This window comes from Aestuariivivens insulae, from assembly GCF_022662195.1.
Taxonomy (GTDB): Bacteria; Bacteroidota; Bacteroidia; order Flavobacteriales; family Flavobacteriaceae; genus Aestuariivivens; species Aestuariivivens insulae.
The window spans coordinates 305,870-320,718 of record NZ_JAKMCS010000003.1 but is presented as its reverse complement, the minus strand read 5'-3'; the positions used below and the strand labels follow the sequence as shown (position 1 = coordinate 320,718).

Here is a 14,849-nt window from a genome sequence, read left to right as displayed (position 1 = left end):
TTAGATTTGGGCTACTTGTTAAATTACTCTTAAAGTTATAAGGTACTAGTCTTTGTATAAGCCAATGTACAATTCACCTTTATTGTTCATAGAAGCCCGGTACATTCCAGCGGTATTGAATTCCATAACCATATTGCCATATTGGTCTATGGCAATAATGCCTCCCGTGCCCCCTAGTTTGGTCAGTTTTTTTTGAATCACTTCTTTTGAGGCCTCTTGTAAAGTCAGGCCCTTGTATTCCATAAGAGCCGAAATGTCATGGGCCACCAAAGCACGTATAAAATATTCACCCCAACCCGTACTCGACACGGCACAGGTATTGTTATTGGCATAAGTGCCAGCACCAATTATGGGCGAATCGCCAATACGCCCCCAACGCTTGTTGGTCATGCCACCAGTGGAGGTTCCGGCAGCTAAATTACCATGCTTGTCTAAAGCAACACAGCCCACGGTACCAAATTTAGAATCTTTGATATCGGCATCATAAAACGATATTTTGGTATCGTGGTCTAATTTCGATTGCTCTTGTTCTTTAATTTTTTGAAGGGATTTAAAGCGGTTTTCTGTATAAAAATAACTAGGATCAACAATCTCCAGCCCTTGTGCTTTGGCAAACTGTTCGGCCCCTTTGCCCGAAAGCAACACATGGGGGGAATTGTCCATCACGGTCCTAGCCAAATTGATAGGGTTTTTTACGGTTGTGGTACCTGCTGATGCCCCTGCATTTATTGTCTTTCCATCCATAATAGAGGCATCGTGCTCGTTAGTGCCCTCATGTGTAAAAACAGCACCTTTTCCTGCATTAAAAAGCGGTGAATCTTCCAAAACATTAATCGTATTTTGAACGGCATCTAAACTACTGCCTCCATTTTTTAGGATGTCGTAGCCTGTTCGAATGGCCTTTTCCAAAGTCTCCCGATAGGCGATTTCCTTTTCTGGAGTTATATTTTGTTTTAAAATGGTTCCAGCACCACCGTGAATGACTATAGAAAATTCAGCCTTTTTAGGTTCTTCTGAATTTAAGTTTGAGGTTGTTTTTTTCTCATGCTTACAGGACATAAAAAGTAAGACGCCAATAAAGAAGTACAGGTAAGGTTTCATGTGTTAATATTTATTTTTTTCAAAAGTCACGCTTCGACAAGCTCAGCGCAGGTATGTAACATCCTAATTATCATTCTCGCTATGAATATAGTTTAATAATGGATGTTTCATTTCTAAATTTTATAAGGTTCAACGGCCATAAAGTTAGTCATTTTACCATTGATGAATTTCAGTAAAATCAACTTATTATTGTTATATTCGCAAATAATTCCAATTTAAATAATAAAACTATAATTCATGCAAACAGTAGCAACCAATTTTGGTATTGACTTAGCATTAAAAACACTAGGGGTAGAAGCAGTAAATGAAGGAACTTCAACAGGTTCAAATAACTTTTCAAACGGAGAACTAATTGAAAGCTATTCACCAGTTGATGGACAGCTGATAGGTAAAGTGAAAACAACTGCCAAAGCAGATTATGAACAGGTTATGGCTGCTGCTACTTCGGCTTTTAAAATATGGCGGTTAATGCCAGCACCTCAAAGAGGCGAGATTGTACGCCAGTTTGGTGAAAAATTACGGGAGAAGAAAGAGGCACTGGGCAAGTTGGTGTCTTATGAGATGGGAAAAAGCTATCAAGAAGGCTTGGGAGAAGTACAGGAAATGATTGATATTTGTGATTTTGCCGTAGGGTTATCACGTCAGTTGCACGGATTGACTATGCATAGCGAACGCCCAGGGCATCGTATGTACGAGCAGTACCATCCGCTTGGGGTGGTTGGTATTATTTCGGCGTTTAATTTTCCTGTAGCCGTTTGGTCATGGAACACAGCTTTAGCATGGGTTTGTGGTGATGTTTGTGTTTGGAAACCGAGTGAAAAAACACCGCTTTGTGGTGTGGCCTGTCAAAATATAGCAGCCGAGGTGTTTGCCGCAAACAATTTACCGGAAGGGATTTCCTGTTTAATAAACGGCGATTATAAAGTAGGTGAATTTATGACTAAGGACACCAGAGTACCTTTAATCTCTGCGACGGGATCTACAAGAATGGGTAAAATTGTGGCCCAGGAAGTTGCAGGTCGTTTAGGTAAAAGTTTGTTGGAACTAGGTGGTAATAATGCCATTATTGTAACACCCGATGCCGATATAAAAATGACGGTTATTGGTGCTGTTTTTGGTGCTGTAGGAACCGCTGGGCAACGTTGTACAAGTACCCGTAGATTGATTATCCATGAGTCTATTTACGATAAGGTGAAACTAGCTATAGTTGATGCTTATAAGCAATTGCGTATAGGTAATCCACTAGATGAAACCAATCATGTAGGCCCTTTAATTGATGTCGATGCCGTAAGAATGTACAATGCTGCTTTAGAGCAGGTTGTTGAAGAAGGAGGTAATATAGTAGTTGAAGGTGCCGTGCTGTCTGGAGAAGGCTACGAAAGTGGTTGTTATGTGAAGCCAGCTATTGCAGAAGCAGAACCACATTTTAAGATTGTACAACACGAAACCTTTGCTCCTGTATTGTATTTATTGAAATATTCCGGAGGTGTTGAAAATGCCATAGCGATTCAAAATGAAGTGGCACAAGGCTTGTCTTCGGCCATAATGACGAATAACTTACGTGAAGCAGAGCGTTTCTTGTCGCATGCGGGATCGGACTGTGGTATCGCTAATGTAAACATAGGAACTTCTGGTGCCGAAATAGGTGGTGCTTTTGGAGGGGAAAAAGAAACTGGAGGCGGACGCGAATCGGGGTCAGATGCCTGGAAAGTCTATATGCGCCGTCAGACCAATACCATAAACTATACTGCCGATTTACCCTTAGCACAGGGCATTAAGTTTGATTTGTAATGAGAACATAATGGTCTATAAGTTATAGCTGTTGAAAAAATATTAAATTTGTAGAGGAATGAAAGGTAAAAACCTTTACATAATTGCTGGATGTAATGGAGCTGGAAAGACAACGGCTTCTTATACAATTTTGCCAGAGATTATTGAATGTAAGGAGTTTGTAAATGCTGACGAAATTGCTAAAGGACTTTCTCCTTTTCAGCCCGAAAAAGTATCGTTTGAAGCAGGACGAATAATGCTAAATCGAATTAACGAATTGTTAGGAGGAAATGAAAATTTTGCATTTGAAACGACATTGTCAACCAGAAGCTATAAAAAGAAAATAATAAAGGCCAAAGAAAAAATTATACTGTAACATTACTTTTCTTTTGGTTAAATAATATAGAATTAGCAAAAGAGCGGGTAAAAACGAGAGTAAAAGAAGGAGGGCGTAACATTCCGTCAGACGTAATCGAAAGAAGATATTTGAAAGGGATTAAAAATTTATTCGAGATTTATATTGAAATTGTGGACGGAACCTTAATTTTTGATAATTCTTATGGAAAACACGAGCTAATAGCTCAAAAAATTGAAAATGAAGAAGTGATGGTTTTTGATGCTGATAAATTCAATCAATTAAAAAAAATGTTATGACAAAGAAAGATGAACAAATAGAGTTAAAAGAGAAAATCGTAAAAGGACTTGAAAAAGTATACGAAAGACTTATTGAGTTTAAGAAAGAGAAAAATAGTGAGCTTGTGATTATGAAGGATGGGAAAATCGTAAAAATCAAGCCCGAATAAAAAATTGCACTATGCAAAACATAATAGTATAGGCAAAGTTTTAAATGATTTACCAGAAAAACCGTTTCAATATACTGAAACGGTTTTTTTTGTTTATAGACATGTTGTTAAACCATTATAACATATTTCAGTCTAATGGATTAACACATCACTTGCTATGATTAGGCTTATGAAACGTAAACACATTCAGCATTTATTTTGGCGCGTTGGTTTTGGTATTTTACCAGAGGCCAATGATACCTTATCTAAAAAAAGCAAAAAGGCGATAGTCAATCAAATATTTAAAGATTCTCAATACGTTATCCCTTTAAAAATTGATACTTCAGAAATTGATAAGTTTTTAAATAGCGATCAAGTCATGGTTGCTGAAAACCGTAAAAAACTTCAAAAGCTAAGTAGGGAGAAAACCATTGATTTGAATGTGTCGTGGATAAATAGGTTAAAGCATTCCGAAGCAATACTTCGGGAGAAAATGACCCTGTTCTGGGCTAATGTTTTTGTTTGCGAAGATAATAACGTGGTTTACATTCAGCAGTTCAATAATACATTACGACAACATGCTCTTGGTCATTTTGGAGATTTTGTTAAAGCGATTTCCAAAGAGGCGGCGATGACCAAATACCTGAATACCAAACAAAACCGCAAACAAAGTCCCAATGAAAATTTCGCCAGAGAACTTATGGAATTGTTTACTTTGGGAGAAGGCCATTATACCGAAGAAGACATAAAAGAAAGCGCCAGGGCCTTTACAGGTTATAGCCATAACCTAAAAGGTGAATTTGTATTTAGGAATAGGACGCATGATATAGGAAATAAAACGTTTTTTGGGAAAACAGGGAACTTTACAGGGGATGATATCATAGACATTATTTTAGAAGAAAAGCAGTGTGCAAAGTATATCTGTGAAAAGGTATACCGCTATTTTGTTAATGACACCATTAATGAAAACCATGTAAACGAGATGGTAGCTGTTTTTTATGGGGATTATGATATTGAAAAGTTAATGCGTTTTGTATTGCTGTCCGATTGGTTTTATGATGAGGAAAATATGGGATCGAAAATTAAGTCGCCCATTGAGTTTTTGGTAGGCATGAATACCATAGTGCCTTTCACATTTCAAAACAAAAAGCAATTGTTATACTTACAAAAGCAGTTGGGGCAAATGCTTTTACACCCGCCAAATGTTGCTGGATGGAAAGGAGGCAAAAGCTGGATTGATAGCAATACTGTTGTGCTTCGTTTAAAATTACCTTCACTAATATTGAACAATGCTTATATCTCTAAAGCAAAAAACAACGCCTCAGATTTTAAGGAAACAAAGAAAGCAGCGTTTAAAAAGCAGTATGGAAGATTTATAAAAACGGTTGCAAATTGGGAGGTGTTCAATACAAATTTTGATGAGGTCACCATGGAAGCGATGGACGAATATATTTTAAATTGTGATATTCAAAAAGAAGCGCGCGTATATTTGAATACCTTAGATAAAGGTTCTAAGCAGGAATATTGTATACAACTCATGTCCTTGCCAGAATATCAAATGTGTTAATTATGGATAGAAGAAAATTTATAAAACATTCAACTTTGGCCAGCAGTTTGTTTTTCGTGCCAAGTTTTGTAAAAGGGTTCGAACAGGTTGCCAGCAATCGTTTGGGGTATAAGCGTTTGGTGATTATTCAGTTGTCTGGAGGTAATGATGGGTTGAATACGGTTGTGCCTTATAGAAACGATCTGTATTATAAAGCGCGTCCCAAGTTAGCAATTCCCCAAAACAAGATTATAAACCTAAATGATGAATTAGGATTACACCCCAGTTTAACACCATTAAAAAGGCTTTACGATAATGGTTGTCTGTCCATTATTAATAATGTAGGCTATCCCAATCCGGTTCGTTCCCATTTCAGATCGATGGATGTTTGGCAAACGGCAAGCGATGCCAATACGTTTTCCCAAACAGGATGGTTGGGCCGTTATTTAGATCGATATGGAAAACATCCTTATTCTGCAATTGAAATAGACGATAGCTTATCGCTCGCCCTAAAAGGAGAACATCTAAACGGTATAGCGACGCAAAATCCTAAAGTGCTGTATAACCTTTCCAAAGACCCTTATTTCAAGAACATAGGGACACATTATAACGATGCCCATTTAAGTGAACATAATTTAGGATATTTATACAAAACCATGATTGAGGCGCAATCTTCGGCGCAATACATTTTTGAAACCAGTAAAACTGGTACAAATAAAATGGAATATCCGAATAATAAATTTGGCAATCAATTAAAAACGACGGCACAACTCATTAATTCTGGGTTAGAGACCAAAGTGTTTTATACGTCACTAGGTGGCTTCGATACCCATGTGAACCAGTTAAATACACAAGGTAGGCTATTAAAAATGTATGCTGAAGGAATCGAAACCTTTGTTAACGATTTAAAATTGAACAATACCTTTAAAGACACTTTAATATTAACCTTTTCTGAATTTGGTCGACGGGTAGAGCAAAATGCCAATGTTGGTACAGACCATGGTACTGCAAATGCTGTTTTTGTAGTAGGCGACCAGTTGAAGAAACAAGGTATTTATAATGGTATGGCCAGTTTAAGTGATTTAGACGACATTGGTGACCTAAAATTCGAAATCGATTTTAGAACCATATACGCTACGGTTTTGAATAAATGGTTAGATGTCGATGATGAAAGCGTGCTTAAGAGATCCTTTACGTCTTTAGATTTTATTTAATACTACAAAAAAACCTTGTTCCAAATCCGAGGTTATCGGTAGAAACAAGGTTTGTATCATAAAAGATTAATAGCGGTACAAATGTAAGAAATTTTAATTAACATATGTTAATTAAATGTAAAGTTTTTACAATTTAGTTATATTGAACTTTTCGTAGCACGCGTAGCGATTCTTTGTATAGGGTGTAAAGGTCGTTATTATAAGATTTTAGGTAAGGTTTGGCTTCGTTAAGCTTAATAATAGCTTCAGGAAAAGTATTAAAATGACAGATTAAATAAGTTAATGGTAAGCTTTTTAAATCCATTTCCTCATGCTTTGTTAGTGTAAGTCCTTTTTTTAATTTTTCCAAAATGGCATTATTGGTATTGTAAATATGAAAGAGCATTTTTTTATCAAACTGGGGAGGCTCAAATAATAACTTGGTTTCAATATTATAATTGGCGTTGTCTGAGAAGTAAATAAGGGTTTCTTCAAGTTTATAATATTTGTTTGTATTCTGAAGCCCAAGATTTACGTATTCAATAATTTTAAAACTATCGTTGCTTATTTCAATAGAAACTTCATCCAAGGCAGAAAAGAAAAGCTTTACCTGTTCATTTATCAATTCTATATCTACCCTAGAGTAAAATGTTTCATCCTTGACTACTTTTTTTTGCCCCGCCCAGCATACCACAAAGTATTCTTTAAACACCTTATATCTCGGATTGTAATCAACACGTTTGTTCATAAAATCAATCACGCCATCTAAAGTATGTTCAATATTATTTTGCGCATTATTTTCTATGGCAGCAACAATTTTAGAGTTAATATCTTTTACTTCAATATCAAATACTTTGGGCATACTCATACTGCCTTCTCGAAAAAACACTGCTCCGCCATAATACTTCCAAATGTTTTTTCTTAGTGATGTAATACTATTGTTTGGCCTAATGGTAACTAAACCAACCACTTTATTTCCAGATAAATGAGGGAAAGGAATATTTTCGTATTGCACTATAGGGGGGTTACTCAAATAGGCATTAATGAGGTTTTGGATTTTGCTATCATCAAAAAAGTCAACACCTAAAATGCGATTGTCTTCATCTTCAACACCAATAACAATATACGAATTGTTTTTAGGGTTGCTGTTGGAGAGCGCACAAATATGTTTTAGAAATTTAGCTTTGCCCTCTTTGTGGCTTATATCGATTTTTCGCTTTTTATCGTAAAAGCTATTTTCGTCGTTATGCGCTAAAAGGTGTTTTATAAGAAGGCGCTTGTTAATCATGGCTATAGGCCTTTAAAAATTAAGAATTCGATTTGTTGTTTATAACTCTTTTTTTACGGTTGTACTGTTAGCTTGTGCTGTTGGAAATACTAATAAATCGGCAATGTTTACATGTTTAGGACGCGAGATAACAAAATAAATAATCTCTGCAATATCCTCTGCCTGCAAGGCTTCAAACCCGTTGTAAACCGTGTCTGAAATGATGTCGCCTTTAAATCGTACTTTAGAAAATTCGGTTTCTACCAAACCAGGGTTTATAGCGCCTACTTTTATCCCAAACGGATTTAAATCAATGCGCATCCCTTCGGTGATGGCCAGTACGGCATGCTTACTTCCGCAGTAAACATTACCTTTTGGATATACTTCCTTCCCTGCCGACGAACCAATATTTATAATATGGCCCGATTGCCGTTCGGTCATTTGAGGAATAATAGCTTTACTTACATACAATAATCCTTTAACATTAATGTCCATCATGGCATCCCAATCCTCAATACTTCCAGATTGAATAGGGTCTAGTCCGTGTGCGTTACCTGCATTATTAATTAGAATATCGATGGTATTAAAGTTGTTGGGAAGCGAATTGATGGCGTTTTCAACATCGGTTTTATTTCTAACATCAAAATGTAAAGTATGGACTTTGGTTAGTGGTTCCAACTCTTTTTTAATGGATTGAAGACGCTCTTGTCGTCTTCCGCATAGTATTAATTGAAGGCCGTGTTTAGCAAATTCATAAGCAGTTGCTTTCCCAATCCCACTTGTAGCTCCGGTAATTAATGCAGTTTTTGTCATTTTTATGGCAATACTTTTTGTTTGTTAATTTCTAGGTATCATGTTTATTTGACCTTTGAAATTCATGTATAAAAATACTTAAAACAACATTAATATAGTAATATTGTTTTTTGCATTTTGGGAATGGTCTCAATTAGCACCGTGCTTAAAACCAGATAGTTTTTTGCCAATGAACATAACTTTTAAGTTATTAGCATAATAGCTTTTCAACGAAAAAACTATGTCATTTATCGAGATAGGCAACACTTCGTATATTTTTTTTACAGTTCATGTAATAAACTGTAAAAAGGGCTGTTAATATCGTAATATTGTTATTAAAAATTGAACTTATAGTCCAAGATGTATTTTTATTCGTAAATATACTTGTAAACTAAAAAATGATATTCATACTATGAAAAATTTAAAATTAATCATTCCATTATTTATTTTATCCCTTTTCGTTTCTTGTAATGATTCCAACTCCGATGGAGCAGCAAAGAGTGCACCTACAATTTCTGTAAGATTGGTTGATAATCCTGGCGATTATGAAGCCGTTAATGTAGAAGTTGTTGATGTCATGATTAAAATGGATGACGATAGCGATAGTGACGAAGGGTGGATCTCCCTTGAAGCCAATAACGAAACGGTTAACCTTTTAGATTTTACCGGAGGCATTAGTAAAGTGCTTGTAGACCGTTTTCCTATTCCAGCTGGAACATTAAGCCAAATGCGTTTAGTATTGGGTGATGGTAATACCATTGTTATTAAAGACGAAAATGACGAGGATGAAACCTTCGATTTAAAAACACCCAGCGCACAGCAATCTGGTTTAAAAGTTAAAATAGATGTGCTTATTGAAGAAGGTTTTACCTACGATTATGTATTGGATTTTGATGTTGAAAAGTCTATTGTGCATGCTGGAAACTCAAGTAATATTATATTGAAACCTGTACTTTACGCCAGTGCCGAGGTTTCTTCTGGAATTATTGAAGGAACTGTTGAGCCTTCAGAGGCATTGCCGGCAATGGTTTCAGTATTAGTTGATGATATGGGTAATGAAGACCCAAACGATGATTTTATAGTTTCTGCTAACACCGATGAAACCGGTGCTTTTGCACTGTGGGGAGTGCCAGCAGGTACTTACGAAGTGATGGCAGAATCAACAAATTCTGATTATGCAGTAGGTAGTGCCATGGATGTTGTAGTCGTGAATGGTGAAATTACTACCATTCCCGAGCCTATTGTTTTAATGTTGAAACCGGGAACTATTAGTGGTACCGTATCAGGAGTTGCAGAAGGTGTTACCATATCTATAGCTATAGATGATGCAGACACTACTACAGTTGAAGCAGATGCAGAAGGAAAATACCTTATTGAAAATGTTGCTCCAGGAGATTATAAAGTAACTATTTCGGCAGAAGGTTATGTGACTCAAGAGTTTGATGTAACCATAGATCCAGATGAAGATGAAGTAGTAGATGCTACTTTAGCAGCAGTATCGTAGTACATCATATTACAAAATAGATTAAAAAGAGCAATGCTTAAAAGTATTGCTCTTTTTTTATGAAATAAAATGGGTTAAAGACCCTTAAATTATTTAACCTATCATTAACAACTATTTTAACCAACCATTAACATCATGTGCGAAATTATTTTAACAATTTGCAATGCTCAAATAAGCATGCTATATTCGGGCTTTTAAAAATTAAAACATGATGGAAGATACAGGTACAATTGATATTAAGACAATTAACGAGAAAATTGAAAAGGAAAGTGCTTTTGTTGATTTACTTACGCTGGAGATGAATAAGGTTATAGTAGGCCAAAAACACATGGTAGAGCGCCTACTTATTGGTCTCTTGGGGCAAGGGCATATCTTATTGGAAGGCGTGCCGGGTTTGGCAAAGACCTTAGCCATCAATACCTTGGCGCAAGCGGTAGATGGTAGTTTTAGCCGAATACAGTTTACGCCAGATTTATTACCTGCCGATGTTACCGGAACTTTAATTTATAATATAAAGGCCAACGATTTTTCCATAAAAAAAGGACCTATTTTTGCCAACTTTGTGTTGGCAGACGAGATTAACAGGGCTCCGGCCAAAGTGCAATCGGCATTATTGGAAGCCATGCAGGAAAAGCAGGTGACTATAGGTGACGATACTTTTGTATTGGACAAACCATTTTTGGTTATGGCAACGCAAAACCCTGTTGAGCAAGAAGGAACCTATCCGTTACCAGAAGCACAGGTAGACAGGTTTATGTTAAAAACAGTTATCGATTACCCAAAACTGGATGAAGAACAACTCATTGTACGGGCCAATTTAAAAGGCGCTTGGGATAAGGTAAACCCAGTGGTTTCCCTAGAGCAAATTTTAAATGCGCAAAAGGCCGTTAGGGATGTGTATATGGATGAAAAGATTGAAAAATACATTCTCGACATTATTTTTGCAACACGATACCCAGAGAAATATAAACTTGCCGATTTAAAACCTTTAATTTCATTTGGGGCATCGCCTCGAGGAAGTATCAACCTGGCTACCGCTGCCAAATGCTATGCTTTTATTAGACGCCGTGGTTATGTTATTCCTGAAGATGTTCGTGCTGTGGTACATGATGTGTTACGACACAGAATTGGTATTACTTATGAGGCAGAAGCCGAAAATGTTACTTCAGAAGACATTATCAATAAAATAGTAAACGAAATAGAAGTGCCTTAATCAGTACTCGGTATTCAGTTTACAGTTGGCAGTTATCATAATTTCTGCAACTGAATACTGTTTACTGCTCACTGCATACTGAAAAAATGGATACTAAAGAATTACTAAAGAAAGTACGTAAAATAGAGATCAAGACACGTCGTTTGTCCGATCATATTTTTGGAGGCGAATACCATTCTACCTTCAAAGGGCGTGGTATGACTTTTAGTGAAGTTAGGCAATACCAATTTGGCGATGATGTAAGGAATATCGATTGGAATGTTACAGCACGTTATAATGAGCCCTTCGTAAAAGTTTTTGAGGAAGAACGCGAACTTACCATGATGCTCATGGTAGATGTGTCGGGTTCCGAACTATTTGGTACGGTCGAGCAGTTTAAAAACGAAGTAGTTACCGAAATAGCGGCAACTTTGGCTTTTTCGGCAACGCAGAATAATGATAAAATAGGGCTGATTCTATTTTCAGACCAAATCGAATTATACATTCCACCAAAGAAAGGACGCTCCCATGTGTTACGTATTATACGGGAGCTTATAGAGTTTGAGCCCGGAAGTAAAAAAACCAACTTAACCGAAGCCTTAAAGTTCCTTACCAATGTGATGAAGAAAAAAGCCATTGTTTTTGTGATGTCCGATTTCATGGTAGATGACTATGAGCATACCATGAAAATCGTTTCGGGAAAACATGACGTAACGGGTATACGGGTGTATGATAAACATGAAGAAGCGATCCCGAATTTAGGAGTGGTACAAATGGAAGATGAGGAAACGGGAGAGCTTATGTTGGTCAATACGGCTTCAAAACGAGTGAGACGCCATTACGAAAAGTATCATAGGGATAAGGTTAATTATTTTAAGGAAAGCTTTTCTCGTTCTGGCGCAGGGACTATAGACTGTAGGGTGGATGAAAGCTACGTGAAAAAACTATTGGGCTATTTTAAACAAAGAGGATAAACTGAGTTAACGATTTATGAATTACGAATTACGAGTTATGAAAGCAAAATCTTCTGTCTTCGGCCTTCCGTGTTCGGTCTTTTTTTTAGTCTTTGTTCTTTGTTCTTTGTTCTCAAACGCTCAAGTCAAATCAACTATAGACTCCACCTCAATAAAAATAGGAGAGCAAATCACCTATAAGATTGAAGTAGAAACCGATACTACAAGTCTGGTGGTTTTTCCGGAAGGACAAACATTTTCGCCATTAGAAATGATTGAGTCCTACAAAATTGATACCGTCAAAACCAACGATAAATACAACCTTATAAAAAAGTATGGCCTAACCCAATTCGATTCTGGAGCTTATACCATTCCAATACAAAAAATACTTGTAGGCGATAAAACTTTTTTTACCGATTCGTTGAAGGTTGAGGTCAATAATGTGGTTATAGACACGACCAAACAAGGGCTTTATGATATTAAACCCATTATAGCCGTTAAGAAAAAAGGAAGCAATTGGTGGAAATATGTACTGCTAACCTTATTAATAATTGGAGCAATCGCTTTTTTAATGTATTGGTTTATTTGGCGCCAAAAGCCATTAACCGAAGCTGAAAAAATAGCCTTATTGCCACCTTATGATAGGGCAAAGTTAGCTTTAAAAAAATTGGATGAGAGTCATTATTTAGAGCAATCCGAACTCAAGGAATATTATTCAGAATTAACCCTTATCATTAGAAAATATTTGGATGAAAAGGTTTATGACCATTCTTTGGAGAGTACTACAGACGAATTGATAAGTAGGTTGCAATTGTTGAAGGAAGGCAATCAAATCGATTTAAGCAAAGAGACCATAAAGAATATTGAAAACATATTAAAACGTGCCGATTTGGTGAAATTTGCAAAATCGGCTCCAGATATTGCCTTGGCCGAATTGGATAGAAAAACAGTCGATGCAGAAATAGACCACGTAAAAGAAGTATTGCCCGAGCCAACAGAAGAAGAAAAACTCCTAGATGAAAAATATAGAGAGGAATTAGCCAGCAAGAAAAAACGCCGCAAAATAATTATAACTGTAGTCGTTGGGGTGTTATTGCTTATCATGACGTTGGTTGGATTCTCACTTAAGTATGGATTTAACTATGTAAAAGATACCATTATTGGCCACGACAGTAAAGAGTTGTTAGAAGGCGAATGGGTAACCAGTCAATATGGCGTGCCTCCGGTAACTATTACAACACCAAAGGTCTTAAAACGGATAGAATTGCCTATTCCAGACAATTACAAGGCCTCAGTGAGTATGTCGTCGTTTGTGTATGGTACTTTATTGGACGAATTTAGTATAGCTGTCAATACAACTACATTGGGGCAAGCGCCAGAAGGCGGTATCGATATAGAAAAGGCTATTGAAGGTAGTTTGAAAGGGATGGAGTCACAAGGTGCCAAGGATATTGTAAAACTAAACGATAAGTTTACAACACCTAATGGTGCAGAAGGCATTAAAACGTATGGTTCTTTAAAATTTGATGTGCTTAAAACAGGTAATTTTGTTGAAGCCAATTATGTTATGTTGCATTTCACATCAGAAAATGTGCTTCAACAAATTGTAATAACCTATCCCGTAAACGACGTGTATGCCGACCAAATGATAGAACGTATTTTAAATTCAATAGAATTAAAACCAGACGAAGAATAATGTTAGAAGGTATTGAGTTTGTAAATAAAGAGTTTTTTTGGGTATTATTAGTACTGCCCTTGGCCATATTATGGTATGTGGCAAAGCGCAATAAACAAACCTCCGAACTTAAGATATCCAGCTTGCAAGGGTTTAAGACAACCACATCATGGTTGCCTAAATTAAGGCATGGACTCTTTATTTTGAGGCTCTTGGCAATAGCCTTGTTAATAACGGCTTTGGCAAGACCACAAACCGTTGATGTGTCAACCAAAACAAAAACAACACGGGGGATAGATATTGTTATGGCCATTGACGTGTCTGGAAGCATGCTGGCCAAAGACTTGTCCCCTAATAGATTGGAAGCCTTAAAAGACGTGGCGGCCAATTTTATTAAAGGTAGACCAAACGATAGAATTGGGTTGGTGGAATATGCTGGAGAGAGTTATACCAAAACACCAATTACTAGTGACAAAGCCATTGTGCTTCGTTCCTTAAGAAGTATAAAATACAATAATGTTATTGAAGATGGTACCGCTATAGGTATGGGCTTGGCTACGGCAGTAAATCGCTTAAAGGATAGCAAGGCTAAAAGCAAGGTTATCATTTTATTGACAGATGGTGTTAACAATTCTGGGTTTATAGACCCCAAGATAGCCAGTGAGCTAGCTGTAGAATATGGTATAAAAACGTATACTATTGGAATAGGGACCAATGGAATGGCCCTGTCGCCAGTGGCAATAGACCCAAGAACAGGTGATTTTCAGTATCGTCGTATTCAAGTGGAAATAGATGAAGCCCTTTTAAAAGAAATAGCCGACGTTACAGGCGGTAAATATTTTAGGGCGACCAATAACAAAAAACTAGAAGATATTTATAAAGAAATCAATAAACTTGAAAAAACAGATATAGAAGAATTCAAGTTTTATAATTACGAAGAAAAGTACAGGCCATTAGTGTTATTGGCCGGAGCTTTGTTGCTTTTTGAGTTTTTGTTACGCTTTAGCATATTTAGAAGTTTTGTTTAATAATACATATTGAAAAACAATGGGCAATACTATAAACATAAAGGTT

The 14,849-nt window shown here is 36.6% G+C and carries 12 protein-coding genes and 1 pseudogene; 10 read left to right on the top strand and 3 right to left on the bottom strand.

Translation table 11 applies throughout. From position 1 onward, the window contains the following. Positions 1-45 precede the first annotated feature (45 nt). Positions 46-1,101, bottom strand: a complete 1,056-nt coding sequence (locus MR062_RS05680; RefSeq protein ID WP_242203121.1) for an isoaspartyl peptidase/L-asparaginase family protein — start codon at positions 1,099-1,101, stop codon at positions 46-48. Between the two features lie 237 nt (positions 1,102-1,338). On the opposite strand from MR062_RS05680, the gene amaB reads away from it, so the two are divergent. From amaB to MR062_RS05655, 5 genes and pseudogenes are all read left to right on the top strand, one after another. Further along, positions 1,339-2,892 (top strand): L-piperidine-6-carboxylate dehydrogenase, encoded by a 1,554-nt coding sequence (gene amaB / locus MR062_RS05675; protein WP_242203120.1) that lies wholly within the window; start codon positions 1,339-1,341, stop codon positions 2,890-2,892. Between the two features lie 58 nt (positions 2,893-2,950). Then, positions 2,951-3,525 (top strand): annotated as a pseudogene (locus tag MR062_RS05670) (zeta toxin family protein). After that, entirely contained in the window at positions 3,522-3,674 is a 153-nt protein-coding gene (locus MR062_RS05665; protein WP_242203119.1) for a hypothetical protein, read from the top strand. The pseudogene MR062_RS05670 and the gene MR062_RS05665 overlap by 4 nt, the downstream one beginning before the upstream one ends. A gap of 169 nt (positions 3,675-3,843) precedes the next feature. Then, a complete protein-coding gene (locus MR062_RS05660; protein WP_242203118.1) occupies positions 3,844-5,220 on the top strand; it encodes a DUF1800 domain-containing protein in 1,377 nt (458 codons plus the stop codon). 2 nt (positions 5,221-5,222) lie between these two features. Continuing rightward, positions 5,223-6,413 carry a DUF1501 domain-containing protein gene (locus MR062_RS05655; protein WP_242203117.1) on the top strand — a complete coding sequence of 397 codons (1,191 nt, stop codon included), beginning with the start codon at positions 5,223-5,225 and terminating at the stop codon, positions 6,411-6,413. A gap of 133 nt (positions 6,414-6,546) precedes the next feature. Here the strand turns inward: MR062_RS05655 and MR062_RS05650 are convergent, their stop codons facing one another. Both MR062_RS05650 and MR062_RS05645 read right to left on the bottom strand, forming a co-directional pair. Further along, a complete protein-coding gene (locus tag MR062_RS05650) occupies positions 6,547-7,680 on the bottom strand; it encodes an ATP-binding protein (RefSeq protein WP_242203116.1) in 1,134 nt (377 codons plus the stop codon). Positions 7,681-7,719: 39 nt separating this feature from the next. After that, positions 7,720-8,472, bottom strand: a complete 753-nt coding sequence (locus MR062_RS05645) for an SDR family NAD(P)-dependent oxidoreductase (protein WP_242203115.1) — start codon at positions 8,470-8,472, stop codon at positions 7,720-7,722. 391 nt (positions 8,473-8,863) lie between these two features. Here MR062_RS05645 and MR062_RS05640 point away from each other — a divergent pair, with 391 nt between their 5' ends. The 5 genes from MR062_RS05640 (at position 8,864) to MR062_RS05620 (ending at position 14,803) form a co-directional block, all read left to right on the top strand. Next, positions 8,864-9,955: a DUF4382 domain-containing protein gene (locus MR062_RS05640; RefSeq protein WP_242203114.1), complete on the top strand. Its 1,092-nt coding sequence runs from the start codon at positions 8,864-8,866 to the stop codon at positions 9,953-9,955. A 211-nt stretch (positions 9,956-10,166) separates the two neighbouring features. Continuing rightward, positions 10,167-11,168, top strand: coding sequence for an AAA family ATPase (locus MR062_RS05635; protein ID WP_242203175.1), 1,002 nt, complete (start codon positions 10,167-10,169; stop codon positions 11,166-11,168). A gap of 86 nt (positions 11,169-11,254) precedes the next feature. Continuing rightward, positions 11,255-12,121 (top strand): DUF58 domain-containing protein, encoded by an 867-nt coding sequence (locus tag MR062_RS05630; RefSeq protein WP_242203113.1) that lies wholly within the window; start codon positions 11,255-11,257, stop codon positions 12,119-12,121. A 16-nt stretch (positions 12,122-12,137) separates the two neighbouring features. Beyond that, positions 12,138-13,796: a BatD family protein gene (locus MR062_RS05625; protein ID WP_242203112.1), complete on the top strand. Its 1,659-nt coding sequence runs from the start codon at positions 12,138-12,140 to the stop codon at positions 13,794-13,796. Continuing rightward, the gene (locus MR062_RS05620; protein ID WP_242203111.1) at positions 13,796-14,803 is read left to right on the top strand and encodes a vWA domain-containing protein; all 1,008 of its coding nucleotides are present in this window, start codon (positions 13,796-13,798) and stop codon (positions 14,801-14,803) included. The genes MR062_RS05625 and MR062_RS05620 overlap by 1 nt, the downstream gene beginning before the upstream one ends. The last annotated feature ends 46 nt before the right edge of the window (positions 14,804-14,849 follow it).